Annotated in this window: 21 protein-coding genes; 1 reads left to right on the top strand and 20 read right to left on the bottom strand. The window is 60.3% G+C overall.

Annotated features, from left to right (window positions below):
- Nucleotides 1–90: 90 nt before the first annotated feature.
- The 17 genes from SOP85_RS23655 to SOP85_RS23735 all read right to left on the bottom strand — a co-directional run bounded on the left by SOP85_RS23655 (nucleotide 91) and on the right by SOP85_RS23735 (nucleotide 14,275).
- Entirely contained in the window at nucleotides 91–807 is a 717-nt protein-coding gene (locus SOP85_RS23655; RefSeq protein WP_323628400.1) for a FadR/GntR family transcriptional regulator, read from the bottom strand.
- A gap of 187 nt (nucleotides 808–994) precedes the next feature.
- On the bottom strand, nucleotides 995–1,555 hold the full coding sequence (locus SOP85_RS23660) for a DUF1285 domain-containing protein (protein WP_274072970.1): 561 nt from the start codon (nucleotides 1,553–1,555) through the stop codon (nucleotides 995–997).
- Between the two features lie 16 nt (nucleotides 1,556–1,571).
- Complete coding sequence (locus SOP85_RS23665; protein ID WP_323628401.1) at nucleotides 1,572–2,180, bottom strand: DUF4823 domain-containing protein; 609 nt, start codon at nucleotides 2,178–2,180, stop codon at nucleotides 1,572–1,574.
- Nucleotides 2,181–2,246: 66 nt separating this feature from the next.
- Nucleotides 2,247–3,215: a GTP 3',8-cyclase MoaA gene (locus tag SOP85_RS23670; protein WP_274072968.1), complete on the bottom strand. Its 969-nt coding sequence runs from the start codon at nucleotides 3,213–3,215 to the stop codon at nucleotides 2,247–2,249.
- Nucleotides 3,216–3,352: 137 nt separating this feature from the next.
- Complete coding sequence (locus tag SOP85_RS23675) at nucleotides 3,353–3,991, bottom strand: TetR/AcrR family transcriptional regulator (RefSeq protein ID WP_274072967.1); 639 nt, start codon at nucleotides 3,989–3,991, stop codon at nucleotides 3,353–3,355.
- 342 nt (nucleotides 3,992–4,333) lie between these two features.
- Nucleotides 4,334–5,119: a TatD family hydrolase gene (locus SOP85_RS23680; RefSeq protein WP_274072966.1), complete on the bottom strand. Its 786-nt coding sequence runs from the start codon at nucleotides 5,117–5,119 to the stop codon at nucleotides 4,334–4,336.
- A 72-nt stretch (nucleotides 5,120–5,191) separates the two neighbouring features.
- A complete protein-coding gene (locus SOP85_RS23685) occupies nucleotides 5,192–6,178 on the bottom strand; it encodes a DNA polymerase III subunit delta' (RefSeq protein ID WP_323628403.1) in 987 nt (328 codons plus the stop codon).
- Nucleotides 6,171–6,803, bottom strand: a complete 633-nt coding sequence (gene tmk, locus SOP85_RS23690; RefSeq protein WP_323628404.1) for a dTMP kinase — start codon at nucleotides 6,801–6,803, stop codon at nucleotides 6,171–6,173. Before tmk ends, SOP85_RS23685 begins: the two co-directional genes overlap by 8 nt.
- A gap of 19 nt (nucleotides 6,804–6,822) precedes the next feature.
- On the bottom strand, nucleotides 6,823–8,112 hold the full coding sequence (gene mltG, locus SOP85_RS23695; protein ID WP_323628405.1) for an endolytic transglycosylase MltG: 1,290 nt from the start codon (nucleotides 8,110–8,112) through the stop codon (nucleotides 6,823–6,825).
- A gap of 3 nt (nucleotides 8,113–8,115) precedes the next feature.
- Nucleotides 8,116–8,931 carry an aminodeoxychorismate lyase gene (gene pabC / locus SOP85_RS23700; protein ID WP_323628406.1) on the bottom strand — a complete coding sequence of 272 codons (816 nt, stop codon included), beginning with the start codon at nucleotides 8,929–8,931 and terminating at the stop codon, nucleotides 8,116–8,118.
- Nucleotides 8,931–10,175, bottom strand: a complete 1,245-nt coding sequence (gene fabF, locus SOP85_RS23705; RefSeq protein WP_077185643.1) for a beta-ketoacyl-ACP synthase II — start codon at nucleotides 10,173–10,175, stop codon at nucleotides 8,931–8,933. Before fabF ends, pabC begins: the two co-directional genes overlap by 1 nt.
- Before the next feature lie 109 nt (nucleotides 10,176–10,284).
- Nucleotides 10,285–10,521: an acyl carrier protein gene (acpP, locus tag SOP85_RS23710; protein ID WP_007987170.1), complete on the bottom strand. Its 237-nt coding sequence runs from the start codon at nucleotides 10,519–10,521 to the stop codon at nucleotides 10,285–10,287.
- 191 nt (nucleotides 10,522–10,712) lie between these two features.
- On the bottom strand, nucleotides 10,713–11,456 hold the full coding sequence (gene fabG / locus SOP85_RS23715; protein ID WP_274072961.1) for a 3-oxoacyl-ACP reductase FabG: 744 nt from the start codon (nucleotides 11,454–11,456) through the stop codon (nucleotides 10,713–10,715).
- A gap of 16 nt (nucleotides 11,457–11,472) precedes the next feature.
- On the bottom strand, nucleotides 11,473–12,411 hold the full coding sequence (fabD, locus tag SOP85_RS23720; protein ID WP_033043587.1) for an ACP S-malonyltransferase: 939 nt from the start codon (nucleotides 12,409–12,411) through the stop codon (nucleotides 11,473–11,475).
- Nucleotides 12,412–12,536: 125 nt separating this feature from the next.
- The gene (gene plsX / locus SOP85_RS23725) at nucleotides 12,537–13,547 is read right to left on the bottom strand and encodes a phosphate acyltransferase PlsX (protein ID WP_323608683.1); all 1,011 of its coding nucleotides are present in this window, start codon (nucleotides 13,545–13,547) and stop codon (nucleotides 12,537–12,539) included.
- 4 nt (nucleotides 13,548–13,551) lie between these two features.
- Nucleotides 13,552–13,734 (bottom strand): 50S ribosomal protein L32, encoded by a 183-nt coding sequence (gene rpmF / locus SOP85_RS23730; protein ID WP_003179396.1) that lies wholly within the window; start codon nucleotides 13,732–13,734, stop codon nucleotides 13,552–13,554.
- Between the two features lie 13 nt (nucleotides 13,735–13,747).
- Nucleotides 13,748–14,275: a YceD family protein gene (locus SOP85_RS23735; RefSeq protein WP_323628407.1), complete on the bottom strand. Its 528-nt coding sequence runs from the start codon at nucleotides 14,273–14,275 to the stop codon at nucleotides 13,748–13,750.
- A gap of 105 nt (nucleotides 14,276–14,380) precedes the next feature.
- Here SOP85_RS23735 and SOP85_RS23740 point away from each other — a divergent pair, with 105 nt between their 5' ends.
- Nucleotides 14,381–14,959, top strand: a complete 579-nt coding sequence (locus tag SOP85_RS23740; protein ID WP_323628408.1) for a Maf family protein — start codon at nucleotides 14,381–14,383, stop codon at nucleotides 14,957–14,959.
- Between the two features lie 95 nt (nucleotides 14,960–15,054).
- Here the strand turns inward: SOP85_RS23740 and SOP85_RS23745 are convergent, their stop codons facing one another.
- The 3 genes from SOP85_RS23745 to rluC are packed head-to-tail and all read right to left on the bottom strand — an operon-like array spanning nucleotide 15,055 to nucleotide 17,689.
- Complete coding sequence (locus SOP85_RS23745; RefSeq protein ID WP_323628410.1) at nucleotides 15,055–16,053, bottom strand: S49 family peptidase; 999 nt, start codon at nucleotides 16,051–16,053, stop codon at nucleotides 15,055–15,057.
- Between the two features lie 24 nt (nucleotides 16,054–16,077).
- Nucleotides 16,078–16,740 (bottom strand): HAD-IA family hydrolase, encoded by a 663-nt coding sequence (locus SOP85_RS23750; RefSeq protein WP_323628412.1) that lies wholly within the window; start codon nucleotides 16,738–16,740, stop codon nucleotides 16,078–16,080.
- Nucleotides 16,727–17,689, bottom strand: a complete 963-nt coding sequence (rluC, locus tag SOP85_RS23755) for a 23S rRNA pseudouridine(955/2504/2580) synthase RluC (protein ID WP_274072956.1) — start codon at nucleotides 17,687–17,689, stop codon at nucleotides 16,727–16,729. Before rluC ends, SOP85_RS23750 begins: the two co-directional genes overlap by 14 nt.
- Between the last annotated feature and the right edge of the window lie 78 nt (nucleotides 17,690–17,767).

Here is a 17,767-nt window from a genome sequence, read left to right on the forward strand (position 1 = left end):
TGCTCGCGAAGGCGGTGTGGCAGGGAAAGGCGATGTTGAATGTGCCGATGCCTTCGCGAGCAAGCCCGCTCCCACAAGAGTTTTCCGTGCTCAGCTGTCTTTTTTGTCGGCCATCACTTGTGGGTAGAAGCGTTTGATCGCCAGGTCAGCGTTATCGATCAGGGTCATGCAGGCCCAGACACCCCGCGCGGTATCCCGGGCGGCGATGGCGTCGGCCATATCTTTATGAATCGGCAAGGTGCGGCGCAGTTCGTCGGGGTCGGCGGCGGACACTTCGAAACACACGGCCAGCAGCGCGCCCAGGGCCGGGACCATTTGTTCGATGAATTGATTGTGGCTGGCGGCGAGGATGCACTCGTGGAAGAGCTGGTCGGCGCGGTTGTAGTCGACGCCGCTGTCCACTGCTCGCTCCAACGCGTTGTAGGCCAATGAAATGGCGTCGAGCTGTTGTGCGGTTGCGCGTTCGCAGGCCCAACGCACGGCCATCGGCTCGATGGTGCGGCGCAGGTCGAGCAAGTCATCGACGAAGTTTTCCGGCAAACCGCTGCGGGACAGCCAGCCGACGACTTGCGGATCGAAGAGGTTCCAGCGCCGTACCGGCAACACTCGCGTACCGACCTTCGGCCCGACCTCGAGCATGCCCTTGGCGACCAGGGTCTTGATGGCTTCGCGGATAACGGTGCGGCTGACACCCAGTTGTTCGCCGAGGTCGGCTTCGACCTTGAGCGCCTCACCGGGCTTGACCTGCCCGGCAGCGATCCAGCAGCCCAGCCAATCGACGGTCGACGCATGAAAACTGCTGGACATGGACACCTCAAAGCCGTTCGCGATGGGTGTCCACGCTAATCATCATATGATTGGCTGTCAATCACATTAAAATAATACATAGATCAAATGTGGGAGCGGGCTTGCTCGCGAAAGCGTCTGTACATCTAACATCCATGTGTCAGGCACACCGCCTTCGCGAGCAAGCCCGCTCCCACATTTTGACCGATTAAGGCTCTAGACCGATGGGGAAGAATTCACCGCCACTCCACACCCCCAACCAGCGCTGACCCTCGATCTCACGGCTCACCGCCAGCTCAACCAGTTGATAGAACACATTGCGATGGATTAGCGCTTCGAGGTTGGTGCGCACATGCACATAGGGCGCCGGCTCTTGTGTGTCGGGATCGATGACCACGCGAATCGGATGCTCGGTGCCGGCCTCGGCAGTCTCATCGACGTTGGTGGTGAAGCGCAGGACCTGCTTCTCGCCCTTACCTTCCACCTCCACGGCAATCGCCACAAAAGGTGCGTCATCGACCTTGATGCCAACCTTCTCCACCGGCGTGATCAGGAAGTAATCATCACCGTCGCGGCGAATGATGGTGGAGAACAGCTTGACCATCGGCTTGCGCCCGATCGGCGTGCCCAGGTAATACCAGGTACCGTCGCGGGCGATGCGCATGTCGATGTCGCCGCAGAAGTCGGGGTTCCACAGGTGGACCGGTGGCAAGCCTTGGGTCTTGGGGATTTGCCCCAGCAGGTCGTTGGCTTTTTGCGGGCCACTCATGGCGTTCTCCTTGAAATTACTGGTCGCTGAGCCCCAGCAGGCTGCGCGCGTACTGTTGCAGCGGCGGGCCCATCAGGTCTTCGGGTTTTTCGTCGTGGAAGGTCAGCAGACCACCACGACCCTGGATACGTGCAGTATCAATCAAATACTGGGTGCTGGTCTCGATCAACATGACCTGAATCACGCCGGTGTCGATGCCGAGGCGATCAAGGGCTTCCTGGTCCAGCCACTCATCCGAGTTGCCGATGCGGTCATCGGAGTTGGCGAAACGCGTATAGAGCAGGTAATGGGCACCCACGGCACGGGCTTCGCCCATGGCCTGGTCAAGACCTTGCGGTGTGCGGGCGCGGCGGACCATCGGGAAATATTCGACGAAACCATCGAAGGCGACTTCGGCGATCACGTTGGGGCGCGGGTAGACGGCACTGCCAGGCGGTACAAAGGCGCCCTGGGCAATGTAGACGAAGGAGTCCGGCTGAATGCGCAGGTTGTTCACCCGGCGGCTGTCGCTGTGGTCCAGCAGGCCGGCGTCGCTCATGTGGTAGCGAGTCCCTTCGGCCATGTCGCTGACATTCATGCAGCCACCGAGCGCCAATATGGCCAGCAGCAAAACCAGGCTACGCATCCTATCCTCCAGAGGCCGGTGACGGAAAACCGGCGAATGGCCGTGGGATGCAGCTTTTGCGCCAGCTCAGCCGCCAATAATCTTCATGACCGTGGCACCACCGGAAAACGCCACTTCCTGCTTGTCGCCCAATGCCTTGACCAGCAGTCGCTGCAACGCCGGCAAAGCCTGATGGCGCGGTTTGTCCAGCAGGTCGCCGACATAGTGGCGATTGCTCGACGACAGGCAGCCATGCAGCCAGCCAGTGGAGGACAGGCGCAACCGCGAGCAGGTGCGGCAGAACGGAACGCTTTCGTTGGCAATCACGCCAAAATAGCCCTGCCCCGGAATTTCATAACGTACAGCGGTCGCGTCTACAGGCGCATCGGCCTGGAGATACTCATAACGCTCGCCGATCAGGCTCAGCAGCTGTTGCAGGCTGACAAACTGCTGCAGGAAGGCATTGGAGTCGCTAGCCAGGTGGCCCATGCGCATCAACTCGATAAAGCGCAGTTCATAGCCACGCTCCAGGCAATAGTCGAGCAGTGGCATCACCTGGTCGAGGTTCTGGCCGCGCAGCGGCACCATGTTGACCTTGACCTTCATGCCCGCTGCACGGGCCTGATCCATGCCGCCGAGCACCGTCGCCAGGTCGCCGCCACGGGCAATGCTGCGAAACGCAGAGGCGTCCAGAGTATCGAGGGAAACGTTGATGCGTCGAATGCCGGCGTCGATCAGGATCGGCAGCTTCTTCGCCAGCAGCTGCCCGTTGGTGGTCAGGCTGATGTCCTGCAGCCCCATCTGCCCGACCGCGGCCATGAAGGCTTCGAGTTTCGGGCTGACCAGCGGTTCGCCACCGGTGATGCGCAAGCGCTCGATGCCCGCCGCTTCGATCAGGTAGGCCACCCCGCGTGCCATGGCTTCGGCCGACAATTCATCCTGCGCAGCCACCAGCCGCTTGCCGTTGGGCACGCAGTAGGTACAAGCGTAATTGCAGGCTGAGGTCAGGCTGACTCTTAAATTGCGAAAGCGCCTGCCTTGACGGTCGACGATCATGATGACTCCGGCGAAGAAATATACGGGCTGGTAAAACTTGACTCACAAATCAAGTTTTAGCAAGCCCTATGCCTGAGTATATTCCTGCGGTACTGCGCCATGTAGAGAAATCATGGGCAATAAGGCGGCTGAATGGCTCAGCTGCTCGGGGTGTCGTTGTCGCGCTTGCGCTTGTTGCCCATGCGCACGCCGATGTCCATCAGAAACTGGAAGAAGCCTTCCTGGTCTTCCAGCACGTTGCTCCAGAACGGCGAGTGATACAGCGCCACGGCACCGTGTACCAGCGCCCAGGACGCGCAGTAATGGAAGTAAGGCGGCACGTCTTCAAGCTTGCCTTCGCTGATCCGGCCCTTGATGAGCAAGGTCAGGCGTTCGAAGTTGGAGGCGCGGATCTTGTGCAGTTCCTCGACCATCTCCGGTACCTGGTTGCCCTTGACGACCTTCTCTTCCAGGCGGTCAAACAAGCGGTAACGCTGGGGATCGCGCATGCGGAATTCGAAATAGGCGCGGGACAGGGCTTCCTTGTCCTTGTCGACATCAGCCGAATGCAACAGCTCGTTCAAATCGCGCTCATAGTCGAGCATCAGGCGCAGATAGATCTCGGCCTTGGACTTGAAGTGCTTGTAGATCGTGCCTTTGCCGATACCGACAGCATCAGCAATCATCTCGACGGTGACACTGTCTTCACCCTGGTCGAGGAACAGCTTGAGCGCGGTATCGAGAATTTCTTGCTCGCGGCGACGAAACTCACGGACCTTACGAGGTTCTTTATGCATAAGAAAAGGTCTGTAGGGGTCAAAATTCGAAGCCGCGTATTATGCCTAAATTACGCCAAAATGCACGGATCATCCGTCCATATCTGTGTTTCTTGATGATTTCGCGCAAGACAGCCGCTTGATGAGAACTCTTCTGAAGCGTGCGTATTCCAAATTTGTTTAAAAACCGCAGCCTACAAACTGGACGGTGCGAAATACTGATCAATACTTGAACTGTCGGCGGGGCATCTCCCCCAAGTGTCACGCCGATATTGGTACCAACGGACCGCGTGCCATTGTTTTACTCCTAATGGTCTTAACCCGGATTCACCCCCCAGAACCCGGGTTTTTTTTGCCTGCGATTTAACCTTTCACATGCGCCAGCGGGAACAACCGCTTGAAGTTCTCGGTGGTCTGCTCGGCAAATCGCTCGTAAGCCTCACCCCGCAACATTGCCAGAAATTCCGCTACTTCACGAACGTACTGCGGCAGGTTCGGCTTGCCACGGTACGGGATCGGCGCCAGGTACGGTGAGTCGGTTTCCACCAGCAAACGGTCGGCCGGCACCTTGCTCGCCACGTCGCGCAGCGCGTCGGCATTGCGGAACGTGACAATCCCGGACAGGGAAATGTAGTAACCCATGTCCAGCGCGGCTTTCGCCATGTCCCAGTCCTCGGTGAAACAGTGCAGCACGCCCGCCTGGGGCAGCGCCGCTTCACGCAGCAGGTCCAAGGTATCGGCGCGGGCACCACGGGTATGGATGATCACCGGCTTGCCGGTCTGCTGGGCCGCTTGCAGGTGCAACCTGAAGGATTGCTGCTGCAACTCTGCCGCTTCCGGTTCGTAGTGATAATCCAGGCCGGTTTCACCGATCGCCACGACGCGCGGATGATTGAGCTCGTGCAACAGCCAGTCCAGCGCAGGCGCCGCACCCGGCTGCACGTCCAGCGGATGCACGCCGACTGAACAATCGACGTCGTCGTAACGCTCAGCCAGGGCTTTGACATCGGCCGCGTTGTCGGCGCTGACACCGATGCACAGGAAGTGCCCTACCCCGCGCTGGCGGGCCGCCTCGAGGGCGGCATCCAGCGAGCCGTCATGGGCGGCGAGGTCAAGGCGATCGAGGTGACAATGGGAATCTACGAGCATAAAGGGCTGCAACTTACATCGTATGAGTGGGACAGTCGGTTTGTCTGATACCTGGAGTCTAGGCGCAGACGGTTACCTCTGGGTAGGCAAAGTTGCCCATTGCACCAGCAACGCCTCCAGCAACAACACCCGGTTGAGGTTGGCTTTGCTCAACACTTTCTGCCGTTGGGCGAGGATCCAGTCCTGGATATTCAGGACTTTGTCCTGCGCGGTTTTTTGCGCCAGGTACTGAATCACCTTGCGCATGTCCATCAGCCCCAGGCCTTCTTCATCCTGGGTCAGCTGATAACGCAGGATCAGGCTCGACCAGTCACAGAACCAGTCGAACAGCAGCAACAACGGAATCGCATTCCAGCCCTCGGCCAGCTGCGTCGGCGATTGTTGCTGCTTGAACAATTTCTTCACCCCATCGACCACTTGCGCGCGCTGCTCGCGCACGCCCTGGGCCTGCAGGTTGACGGCGGCCAGCGGCGAACCGGCGGCCAGGGTCAGCAATTCGACGCGTTCTTCCTGCGAACAGTCGGGCAAGGCCCTGGCCAGCCAGTCCAGGCTCATGGCCTCGCCCGGCAGCGGGCAGGCTTGCTGCACACAGCGGCTCTTGATAGTCGGCAACAGCCGGCTGGGTTGATGGCTGACCAGCAGCAACACGGTGTCGCCGGACGGCTCTTCGAGGCTTTTGAGCAAGGCGTTGGCGGCGTTGATGTTCATCGACTCGACCGGCTCGATCAGCACCACCTTGCGTCCACCCAACTGCGCGGTCTGCACCACGAAACTCACCAGGTCGCGCACCTGGTCGACCTTGATCGCCTTGTCGGCCTCTTCCGGCTCCAGGATGTAGTTATCGGGATGACTGCCGGCCTTGAGCAACAGGCACGATTTGCATTCGCCACAGGCGCCCTGGGCGGTCGGGCGCTGGCACAGCAGGCTGGCCATCAGGCGCTCGGCCAGCGCGCGCTTGCCGATCCCGGCCGGGCCATGCAGCAAATAGGCGTGGGCGTGTTGCGCACGACCGGCCAGTTGCTGCCAGAGACTGTCCTGCCACGGATAGGCGTCAGCCACGGCTTAACTCCAGCAGGCGTGGCAGCAAGGCATCCAGGGATTGCTGAACCTGCGCCAACGGCTGCGCGGCGTCGATCAGCACGTAACGCGCAGGCTGCGCCGTCGCGCGCTTGAGGAAAGCACCGCGCACGGCATCGAAAAAGGTCCGGCCTTCCAGCTCGAAACGATCCAGGCGTCCGCGGGCACTGGCGCGCGCCAGGCCCACTTCCACCGGCAAGTCGAAAATCAAGGTCAGGTCGGGACGCAGGTCGCCCTGAACAAAGCTTTCCAGGGTCTCGATACGCTCCAGGGACAGGCCACGGCCACCGCCCTGGTAGGCGTAGGTCGAATCGGTGAAGCGATCACACAACACCACGGCACCACGGGCCAGCGCCGGGCGAATGACTTCGGCCAAGTGCTGGGCGCGCGCGGCGAACACCAGCAACAGCTCGGTGTCCGGGTTCATGACTTCTTCGATCGGCGCCAACAATACTTCGCGGATGCGTTCGGCCAGTGGCGTGCCACCCGGCTCGCGGGTCAGCACCACCTCGATACCGGCCGCACGCAGGCGTTCGGCCAGGTATTCGCGATTGGTGCTCTTGCCGGCGCCTTCCGGGCCTTCCAGCGTAATAAACAAGCCAGTCACAGGCAGTCCTTAGTCAGATTCATTGCGGGCTTTGCGGTGTTGTTGCATTCGGTTGTGGTTCAGGCTCCGGGGGCGCCTGCGGAGCAACTGCAGGTTCAGGCGCAGGCTCTTGCACGGGAGGTGCAGCCTCGGGCGCCGGGTCGGGTGAAGCCGCCGGGACAGGGGGCTGGGCCTCGGGAACCTCGGTAGCCTCAGTAGCCTCAGTAGCCTCAGGTTGCGCCGTCTCGGCTGGCGGCGCCTGGGTATCCGGCGCTTCGGGCGTTTCAGACGTGGTCGCCGGCGCCGGGCTGGAACGGTAATCGGCGCGACGTTTGAGCTGAAACTCTCGCACGGCGTTGTTGTGCGCGTCCAGGTCATCGGAGAACACATGGCTGCCATCGCCGCGAGCCACGAAGTAAAGGCTGCTGCCCTCCACCGGATTGAGCGCCGCGTGGATGGCTTCGCGGCCGACCATGGCAATCGGGGTCGGCGGCAGTCCGGCGATCATATAGGTGTTGTAAGGGGTCGCTTCCTTCAGATGGGCGCGGGTCAGCTTGCCGTTGTAGCGGTCACCCAGGCCGTAGATCACCGTCGGGTCGGTTTGCAACAGCATGCCGATCGCCATGCGACGCACGAACACCCCGGCAATCTGCCCGCGTTCCTGCGGCACGCCGGTTTCCTTCTCCACCAGCGAGGCCATGATCAGGGCTTCATACGGGCCGGAGTAAGGCAGGTCGGCCGCCCGCTGGTTCCACTCCTTGGCCAGCACTTCGTCGAGGCGGTCGTAAGCGGTTTTCAGCAGTTCGGTGTCGGACATACCGCGCACGAAGCGGTAAGTGTCGGGAAAGAATCGCCCTTCAGGAAAAATCCCGTTGTGGCCGAGCTTGTCCATGACCTGACTGTCGCTCAAGCCGTTCAGGGTTTGCTCGAGTTTTTCTTCCTTGGCCAGGGCCGCACGGACCTGGTGGAAATTCCAGCCTTCGACCAGGGTCAGGCTGTACTGCACCATTTCCCCGCGCTTCCACAGATCGATCAGGCCTTCGACGGTCATGCCCGGCGTCATGCGGTACTCGCCGCTGTGCAACGGCTGTTTCGGCAAGTTGAAGCGCCAATAGACGCGCAGCCAGAAGGAGTCCTTGATGACGCCATCGGCTTCCATGCGCAGGAAAGTGCGGTTCGGGGTAGTGCCCTTGGGCACCTCAAGCAGTTCTTCCTGTGTGATATTCAGCGGCTGCACCAGCGCCGAATGAATTTTCCAGGCAGAAGCACCTAACGTCAGCCCCGCCAGAACCAGTCCGGTTTCCAGCAGCAGCAAGAGTTTACGTCTCACGTATCAAGCATCCAGTAGCGCGCGGGCAATGGTTTGGAGTTTACGGGTGAGCGGCCCAACCGGCCAGCTCAGTGCTGCATAGGCGCGCACCGGCCAAACGCCATACACGCTGTTGCAGACAAAGACTTCGTCAGCGTCTTGCAGCTGCTCGAGCGTGATATCGGTGATTTGTATGGGGATGCCCAACGATTCGGCCTGAGACAACAACTCGGCACGCATCACACCTTCTACGCCGCAGCAGCTCAAATCCGCGGTGATCAACACGCCGTCACGCACCAGGAACAGGTTGCTGAAAACGCCCTCGATCACGCGACCGGCCTGATCGAGCATCAAGCCTTCGGCATGTTCGGTATCCTGCCATTCGGCGCGCGCCATCACCTGCTCAAGACGATTCAGGTGCTTGAGCCCTGCGAGAAGAGGTTGCAAGGAAAGGCGTGTGGTGCACGGGAACAGGCGTATGCCCTGCTCTGCATGGGCGTGCGGGTAAACCGCAGGAGGATTACCCGACAGGATACGACGGGCCTGGGCCGAAGGATCGAAAGCGTAACCGCGCAGGCTGTCGCCGCGGGTAACGATCAGCTTGATTACGCCTTCGTTCAGCTGCTCGGCATAGGTCAACAATTCCGCGACCACGACACCCTGATCAAGATTGATCGCCAACCGCCGGCAGCCCCTGGCCAGCCGCACCAGATGACGATCCAGCAGGACCGGAAAGCCATCATGCACGGCGATGGTCTCGAACAGACCGTCGCCGTAGGCCAGGCCGCGATCCTTCAGCGACAATGCGTCAGCCGGCTGACCGTCGACCCAGCTGTCCATCAACCTGCGAACCGGCGGAACACCAGCGAGCCGTTGGTACCGCCAAAACCGAAGGAGTTGGACAGGACCACATCGATATCCATGTTGCGCGCGGTGTGCGGCACGAAATCGAGGTCGCAGCCTTCGTCCGGCTCGTCGAGGTTGATGGTCGGTGGCGCCACCTGGCTGTTGATCGCCAGCACGCTGAAGATCGCCTCCACCGCGCCCGCCGCGCCCAGCAAATGCCCGGTCATCGACTTGGTCGAACTGACGGCCATCTTGTAGGCGTGCTCGCCGAACACCGACTTGATCGCATTGACTTCCGCGAGGTCGCCAGCCGGCGTCGAGGTGCCGTGGGCATTGATGTACTGCACCTGATCGCCATTGATCCTGGCGTCACGCAGCGCATTGGTGATGCAGCGCGCAGCTCCGGCACCATCGGCGGGTGGCGAAGTCATGTGGTAGGCGTCGCCACTGGTGCCGAAACCGATCAGTTCGGCATAGATGGTCGCGCCGCGGGCCTTGGCGTGTTCCAGCTCTTCCAGGACCAGCGCACCGGCGCCATTGGACAGTACGAAGCCATCACGGCCCTTGTCCCATGGACGGCTGGCGCGGGTCGGCTCGTCGTTGCGGGTCGACAGTGCGCGGGAGGCGCCAAAACCGCCCATGCCCAGGCCGCAAGCGGCCATTTCGGCGCCACCGGCGATCATCACGTCGGCTTCGTCGTACATGATGTTGCGCGCAGCCATGCCGATGCAGTGCGTACCGGTGGTACACGCCGTGGCGATGGCATAGTTAGGCCCCTGTGCCCCCAGGTGGATGGACAGGAAACCGGAAATCATGTTGATGATCGAGCCAGGCACGAAGAACGGAGAAATTCGTCGCGGGCCGGTCTCATGCAAGGTGCGGCTGGTTTCTTCGATGTTGGTCAGCCCACCGATACCCGAACCCATGGCCACGCCGATGCGCTCGCGGTTGGCGTCGGTGACTTCCAGGCCGGCATTGCGCACTGCCTGGAAACCTGCGGCCAGACCGTACTGAATGAACAGGTCGAGCTTGCGCGCTTCCTTGAGCGACAGGTATTCCTCGACATTGAAGCCCTTTACCGAGCCGCCAAAACGAGTGGAATAGGCAGAAAGGTCGGTGTGTTCGATCAGACCAATGCCACTGCGGCCAGCCAGAATGCCCTGCCAGCTGCTCGGCACATCAGTGCCCAGTGGCGACAACATACCCATACCGGTGACTACGACGCGTCTACGCGACACAGCACTCTCCTTTTTTCAAATGACGACTTTGCATCAGGCCTAAAGAAAAAACCGCACGCCATGATGGCAGTGCGGTTTTTCCATGACAGCGAGCAACGATTACAAACTATTACGCCTGGTGGGCAGTAACGTAGTCGATTGCAGCTTGTACAGTAGTGATCTTCTCAGCTTCTTCGTCAGGGATTTCGGTCTCGAATTCCTCTTCCAGAGCCATCACCAGCTCAACGGTGTCAAGGGAGTCAGCACCCAGGTCTTCAACGAAGGAAGCAGTGTTGACCACTTCTTCTTCTTTAACGCCCAGTTGCTCGGCAACGATTTTCTTGACGCGCTCTTCGATGGTGCTCATACCTTGTTTTCACTCCTAATGGACAAATTCAGGCAGCTGGCCAGTGGGTAAGTGTATAGAAAGACTTTTCAGCTTTTCAACTGAAAGCTTCACTCCTCAAACCCGGCGACCCGCTGCCTATAAATAGATTGCAGCTTTATAACGGATTTTAGACAGCTCGTATGACATTTTTTTGAAACGATCCGTCACATTTAACTCATGTACATCCCGCCGTTCACCGGGATTGTAGCCCCAGTAACGTAAGCCGCACCGTCCGACGCAAGAAAAGCGACCACAGACGCGATCTCTTGAGCTTGCCCCAGACGACCCAGCGGAATCTGCGTCTGCAAGGCTTCACGCTGTGCCTCGGGCAGTTCGCGGGTCATATCGGTATCGATGAACCCTGGGGTCACCGAGTTTACCGTAATCGAACGCGAACCGACTTCACGCGCCAGAGAGCGGCTGAAACCTTCCAGGCCGGCCTTGGCGGCAGCGTAGTTTACTTGGCCTGCGTTGCCCATGGCACCCACAACCGAGCCAATACTGATAATTCGTCCCCAACGGGCCTTGGTCATACCGCGCAAAACGCCCTTGGACAGGCGGAACAGACTGTTCAGGTTGGTATCGACCACGCTATGCCACTCGTCGTCTTTCATGCGCATCATCAGGTTATCGCGGGTGATGCCGGCATTGTTGACCAGGATCGCCGGCGCACCGAACTGCGCCTGGATGCTCGCCAGGACAGCCGCCACGGACTCGTCGCTGGTGACATTGAGCTCAAGGCCAGTGCCCTGAATGCCGTTTTCCTTCAGGGTGGCGGCAATGCGCTCGGCACCCGAGGCGGAGGTCGCGGTGCCGACAACGATGGCGCCCTGACGACCCAGTTCCAGGGCGATGGCCTGGCCGATACCGCGGCTCGCACCGGTGACCAGTGCAACTTTACCTTGCAGACTCATGCAAGCTTCTCCTGATTCAGGCCAGCGCTGCACGGGCGGCAGCGAAAGCGTCTGGGGTGTTGAGATTGGAAGTCGATACGCCTTCGGCGCAGCGCTTGTTCAGACCGGCCAGTACTTTGCCCGGGCCGCATTCGACAAGATTGGTCGCGCCTTTGGCGGCCAGGGTCTGCACGGATTCTACCCAGCGTACTGGCTTGTACAGTTGCTCGAGCAGATCACGCTTGAGGGTTTCCAGATCCGCCGGCACCTGGGCGCTGACGTTCTGTACCACCGGGATCTGCGGGGCCTGCCAATCGATCGCCGCGATCGACTCGGCGAAACGCTCGGCCGCCGGACGCATCAGTTCGCAGTGCGACGGCACGCTGACCGGCAACGGCATGGCACGCTTGGCGCCACGGGCCTTGCAACCTTCGATGGCACGCTCGACCGCAGCCTTCGCACCGGCAATGACCACTTGGCCCGGGGAGTTGAAGTTGACCGCGCTGACCACTTCGCCCTGCGCCGCTTCGGCACAGGCAGCCAGTACGTCGGCGTCTTCCAGGCCGAGGATCGCAGCCATGCCGCCCTGCCCGGCCGGAACAGCTTCCTGCATCAGCTGGCCACGGCGCTCGACGAGCTTCACCGCGTCCGCCAGGCTCAGGCTGCCAGCCGCCACCAGGGCGCTGTATTCGCCCAGGCTGTGACCGGCGACATAAGCCGGACGCGCGCCGCCTTCAGCCAGCCACAGACGCCACAGGGCGATCGAAGCGGTGAGGATTGCCGGTTGGGTTTTATCGGTCTGGTTGAGTTGCTCTTCCGGCCCTTGCTGGGTCAGGGCCCACAGGTCGTAACCGAGGGCATCGGAAGCTTCTTTGAAAGTGTCGAGGACGACCGGGTGTTGCGCGCCCAACTCGGCCAGCATGCCGAGGGACTGCGAACCCTGTCCCGGAAAGACGAATGCGAGGGAAGCAGACATGTAACAAGCCCCTAATGATCTGGTCGTCGGAGAATTGGCGCCCCACTCGGGGGACGCAAGAAACTGACAGTTGGATGGCCAAATAGCCCAAGCGGTCACATTTAAGCATTGTCCGACGAAAACGCCTAAAGCAACAAATCCTCCAGACGACCGTGGATGCGTTCCGGCAGGTTTTCCTGGATCTCGATCAAGGCGCGGGAAATCGCACTCTGGAAGCCCTGCACCCCCGCAGATCCGTGGCTTTTAACCACGATACCCTGCAACCCGAGGAAGCTCGCGCCGTTATGCCGTGCGGGTGCCAGGTCGGCCTGTAGGCGCTTCATCAGTGGCAAGGCCAAGGCTCCGACCATGCGCGATGGCAGGCTTTTCTTGAACAACGCCTCGATGCGCCCGGCAATCATCGTGGCCAGGCCCTCGCTGGACTTGAGCAGGATGTTGCCGACAAAACCATCACAGACCACGACGTCCGCCTCGCCACGGTACAACCCGTCGCCCTCGACAAAACCGATGTAGTTGATGCCACGGGCACTTTGCAACAGGGTTGCAGCCAACTTGACCTGCTGATTGCCCTTGATGTCTTCGGTGCCGATGTTCAGCAGGGCCACGCGCGGGCGCACGATGCCCAGAGTCTCCGCCGCGACGGAACCCATCACCGCGAACTGCAACAGATGCTCGGCGCTGCAATCGACATTGGCGCCCAGGTCGAGCAATTGGCAGTAACCTTTCTGCGTCGGGATCGCCGCCACCATGGCCGGCCGATCGATGCCCGGCAAGGTCTTGAGCACAAAGCGCGACAACGCCATCAGCGCCCCGGTATTGCCGGCACTGACACAGGCCTGGACCTTGCCGTCGCGCAGCAATTCAAGGGCCACGCGCATCGACGAGTCGGGCTTGCCACGCAGGGCCTGGGTCGGCTTTTCGTCCATGGCGATGACTTCGGACGCTGCAGCAATCGACAGGCGCGCGCGATCCACAGCCGGTTGGCCAGCGATCAGTTCTTCAAGGAGGGAGGGTTGACCGACGAGGGTCAGGTGCAGCGAGGGCGTGGCAGACAGGCAAGCAAGGCTGGCCTGGACAATGCTGCGGGGACCGAAGTCCCCGCCCATTGCGTCAATCGCGATGACTTGAGCGGACAAGTGATTACTCGTCAGCGCCCTTGTCGATCACTTTACGACCACGGTATACGCCTTCTGGCGATACGTGGTGACGCAGGTGAACTTCACCAGTGGTTTTTTCTACAGACAGGGTGCTAGCCTCGAGAGCGTCGTGCGAACGGCGCATGTCACGGGCAGAGCGGGATTTTTTGTTCTGCTGAACAGCCATAATTGATTAACTCCTAAACGTTTGGGTCACGCTTTAACTGCGCCAATACACTGAACGGGTTGGACCGCGTTACCTCGTCCTCGCTCGGTTCGGGCTCATCTGCTCCCGCCGGCTGCTGGCATTCTTCCGGATGATGAGCAGGCACAATGGGCAAGGCGAGCAGAAGCTCCTCCTCGATCAGTGACTGCAGATCCAATGGATCTTCGCCCAGTTCCAGCACGTCATAACCTTTCGGTAACGACTGGGTATTCGCACCCTCCTTCACCACAGCGTAACTGCATTCGCTATGGATCGGCAGGGTGACCAGCTCAAGACAACGCTGGCAAATCATTTTGACTTCAGTGTCGATAAAGCTGTGGATGACCACAGATTTACGTTCATCTCGTTCAAAAACGAATTTAGCCTGCACCGTACCGACATTGTCGGAAAGCGGGTCGCAGAGTCTCTTCAAATCGGCCAGCAGCATTTCACCCTGGAGGGTGGTGCCACGATCAGCCAATTTGCGCGGGTCAACGTGAGGTGGAATCGGGTCATTCAACATAGGCGCAGCATTATAGGGATGCACCCGCCCATGTCAAAGGAAATTCAGCCCTGTCCGTCACTTGGAAGCCTCGCTAGAATTCGCGCCAGTCATTTGGAGTTGCCCATGCTGCCTTTATTACTCGCTTCCAGCTCGATCTATCGCCGGGATTTGCTGGCCCGCCTGCAGCTGCCATTCAGCTGCAGCTCGCCGGATATCGACGAAAGCCATCGCCCTGGCGAATCCGCCATCGAGCTGGTCAAACGCCTCGCCGAACAGAAAGCGCGGGCACTGGCCGCCAGCCATACCGCTCATCTGATTATCGGCTCGGACCAGGTCGCGGTGCTGGGCGAGCGGATTATCGGCAAGCCTCACACCTTCGAAAAAGCCCGCGAGCAACTCCTGGCTTCAAGCGGCGCCAGCGTGACCTTCCTGACCGGGCTGGCCTTGCTGAACAGCCAGACCGGCCACTGTCAGGTCGACTGCGTGCCTTTTACGGTTCATATGCGCGCACTCGACAGCGAACGCATCGAACGCTACCTGCGTGCCGAACAACCCTACGATTGCGCTGGCAGCTTCAAGGCCGAGGGATTGGGGGTGAGCCTGTTTCAAAGCACCGAAGGGCCTGATGCTACCAGCCTGGTAGGCCTGCCGCTGATTCGCCTGGTGGATATGCTGCTGGCAGAGGGTGTGAAAGTCCCTTGAAAGCAAAAGATCGCAGCCTGCGGCAGCTCCTACAGGTGTACACATAACCTTGTAGGAGCTGCCGCAGGCTGCGATCTTTTGATGTTTAAAGCGGCTTAACGCAGCGACGGACCGTTAAACCCCATCCACATCGCCAAATGCTCAGCCACGCTGGCACCGAGCTTTTTCGAGAAGCGGTCGAATGGCGATTCCTGAACGGTGAAGTCCACCAGTTCTTTTTCGCCGACCACATCGCGAGCCACCGAACTGGCACTGCCCAGGCCATCGATCAATCCCAGCGGCAGCGCCTGCTCACCCGACCAGACCAGCCCGGAATACAGCTCCGGATGCTCTTTGTCTTTCAGGCGGTCGCCACGACCCTGCTTGACGCTGTTGATGAACTGTTTGTGAGTGGTATCCAACACGCCCTGCCAGAACGCCGTTTCTTCAGGCTTCTGCGGCTGGAACGGATCGAGGAATGACTTGTGCTCGCCCGAGGTGTAGGTGCGACGCTCCACACCCAACTTCTCCATGGTGCCGACGAAGCCATAACCAGCCGCCGTAACCCCAATGGAACCCACCAGGCTCGCCTTGTCGGCATAGATCTGGTCCGCCGCACTGGCAATGTAATACGCACCGGAAGCACCCAGGTCGGAAATCACTGCGTAGAGCTTCGTATCCGGATGCAGGCCACGCAGACGGCGGATCTCGTCATAGACGTAGCCCGACTGCACCGGACTGCCGCCAGGGCTGTTGATACGCAGGATGACGCCCTTGACCTTTTCGTCTTCGAAAGCGGCCCGCAGGCTGCCGACAATATTATCGGCGCTGGCCGGCTCCTTGTCGGCGATCATGCCGGTGATGTCGATCAACGCGGTGTAATTGCCACTGCGGGTAGCCGCCTTCTCCATGTCCATCAGCGGCGTAAACAGCGCCAGCGCGACAAACAGGTACACGAAGGTCAGCAACTTGAAGAAAATCCCCCAGCGCCGGGAGCGACGCTGCTCCTGCACACCGGCCAGCAGGGTCTTTTCCAGCAGCTTCCAGCTTTTTTCGTCACCGTTCTCTGCACTCGCTTCGCTCGCCTTGGCGGGCGCTTTCCATTCGTCGGCCATGCCATCTACCCCAGCAATAACGTATTAAGCCCGCTGGCCCAGCCAGTCGTGCAATTGTGAAAAACGATCGATGGTCAGTCGCGGCTCGAACAGCTTCAGCGCTTCGATCGATTGCGCGCCGTAGCTGACCGCCACCGAATCCATGCCGGCATTGCGTGCCATCTGCAAGTCGAAGGACGAATCACCCACCATCAGCGCCTGGTCCGCACGCACCTCGCAATGGGCAAGTATCTGCTCCAGCATCAACGGATGGGGCTTGCTGGCCGTCTCGTCGGCGGCACGGGTGATGTCGAAGTAATCTTCCCACCCATGGGACTTCAGCACCCGATCCAGCCCGCGACGGGCCTTGCCCGTGGCCACGGCCAGGTGATAACCCTGGGCACGGAACGCCTCGAGCGACTCGACCACGCCTTCAAACAAGGGCGAAGGCTCCGCCTCCGAGGCGATGTAGTGGTCGGCGTAGTGCTGACGGAAGGCAATCAACTCGGCCTCGCCGATCTCGGGATACAGGGTACGGATAGCCTCCGGCAGCCCCAGGCCGATGATGCCCTTGACGGCAAAGTCATCGCACTGCGCAAACCCGGACCGCTGCGATGCCACATGCATTGCCTCGACAATCCGACCAATGGAATCGGCCAAGGTGCCGTCCCAATCGAAAATCAGCAGCTTGTAATCAGATGGGCGCACTCAAACGCTCCACAGTCTTGGCCCACATCTCGTCGACCGGGGCCTGCAACTTCAACTCGCCGCCATCGGGCAACGGCACGGTCAGCATGTAGGCATGCAGGAACAGGCGCTTGCCGCCCAGATCGCGGATTTCCTTGCTGAAACCTTCCTCACCATATTTGCTGTCGCCAGCGATGCAATGCCCGGCGTGCAGGGTGTGAACACGGATCTGGTGAGTGCGGCCGGTAATCGGCTTGGCTTCGATCAGGGTGGCGAAGTCGCCGAAGCGGCGCAGGACCTTGAACACGGTCACGGACTCCTTGCCCTCCTCCTCGTCGACCTCGACCATGCGCTCGCCAGAGCGCAGGTTGCTTTTGCCAAGCGGCGCACGGATTTGCTTGATCGAGCTCGCCCAGTTACCGCGCACCAGCGCCATGTAGCGCTTGTCGACGCCATCACCGCGCAACGCGGTGTGCAAGTGGCGCAACATGCTGCGCTTCTTGGCGATCATCAGCAGGCCGGAGGTATCACGGTCGAGACGGTGAACCAGTTCGAGCTCCTTGCAATCGGGGCGCAACTGACGAAAGGCTTCGATCACCCCGAACGTCAGGCCGCTGCCGCCGTGAACCGCAATGCCGGCGGGCTTGTTGATCACGATCAGGGCCTTGTCTTCGAAGACAATCGAGGCTTCCAGGCGCTGCAGCAGCCCCTGGGCCAGCGGCACCGGCTCGTCGCGTTCAGGCACGCGAACCGGCGGCACGCGCACGATATCGCCCGCCTGCAGCTTGTATTCGGGCTTGATCCGGCCCTTGTTCACTCGCACTTCGCCTTTGCGCAAAATGCGGTAAATCAAGGTCTTGGGCACGCCTTTGAGCCGAGCGAGAAGGAAGTTGTCAATACGTTGGCCGGCATATTCCGGCGAGACCTCAAGCAGTTGTACGCCTGGAGTCGGGGGGGTAGTCGTCGTCATGCCGCGGATGATAACAATTTTTTATGGAATTGAAGCACTTAATCATTGCTGCTATAGTCGCGAACGCCGCCAAAAGCG

Origin of the sequence: Pseudomonas sp. YuFO20 (assembly GCF_035064975.1) — a bacterium.
GTDB classification, from domain to species: domain Bacteria; phylum Pseudomonadota; class Gammaproteobacteria; order Pseudomonadales; family Pseudomonadaceae; genus Aquipseudomonas; species Aquipseudomonas putida_AE.

Bases quoted from the DNA above. Each gene is read 5' to 3' on its own strand.
- SOP85_RS23655 (WP_323628400.1), bottom strand. From the start codon at position 807: ATGTCCAGCAGTTTTCATGCGTCGACCGTCGATTGGCTGGGCTGCTGG.
- SOP85_RS23660 (WP_274072970.1), bottom strand. From the start codon at position 1,555: ATGAGTGGCCCGCAAAAAGCCAACGACCTGCTGGGGCAAATCCCCAAG.
- SOP85_RS23665 (WP_323628401.1), bottom strand. From the start codon at position 2,180: ATGCGTAGCCTGGTTTTGCTGCTGGCCATATTGGCGCTCGGTGGCTGC.
- SOP85_RS23670 (WP_274072968.1), bottom strand. From the start codon at position 3,215: ATGATCGTCGACCGTCAAGGCAGGCGCTTTCGCAATTTAAGAGTCAGC.
- SOP85_RS23675 (WP_274072967.1), bottom strand. From the start codon at position 3,991: ATGCATAAAGAACCTCGTAAGGTCCGTGAGTTTCGTCGCCGCGAGCAA.
- SOP85_RS23680 (WP_274072966.1), bottom strand. From the start codon at position 5,119: ATGCTCGTAGATTCCCATTGTCACCTCGATCGCCTTGACCTCGCCGCC.
- pabC (WP_323628406.1), bottom strand. From the start codon at position 8,931: ATGGACAGCTGGGTCGACGGTCAGCCGGCTGACGCATTGTCGCTGAAG.
- acpP (WP_007987170.1), bottom strand. From the start codon at position 10,521: ATGAGCACCATCGAAGAGCGCGTCAAGAAAATCGTTGCCGAGCAACTG.
- fabG (WP_274072961.1), bottom strand. From the start codon at position 11,456: ATGAGTCTGCAAGGTAAAGTTGCACTGGTCACCGGTGCGAGCCGCGGT.
- fabD (WP_033043587.1), bottom strand. From the start codon at position 12,411: ATGTCTGCTTCCCTCGCATTCGTCTTTCCGGGACAGGGTTCGCAGTCC.
- rpmF (WP_003179396.1), bottom strand. From the start codon at position 13,734: ATGGCTGTTCAGCAGAACAAAAAATCCCGCTCTGCCCGTGACATGCGC.
- SOP85_RS23735 (WP_323628407.1), bottom strand. From the start codon at position 14,275: ATGTTGAATGACCCGATTCCACCTCACGTTGACCCGCGCAAATTGGCT.
- SOP85_RS23740 (WP_323628408.1), top strand. From the start codon at position 14,381: ATGCTGCCTTTATTACTCGCTTCCAGCTCGATCTATCGCCGGGATTTG.
- SOP85_RS23745 (WP_323628410.1), bottom strand. From the start codon at position 16,053: ATGGCCGACGAATGGAAAGCGCCCGCCAAGGCGAGCGAAGCGAGTGCA.
- rluC (WP_274072956.1), bottom strand. From the start codon at position 17,689: ATGACGACGACTACCCCCCCGACTCCAGGCGTACAACTGCTTGAGGTC.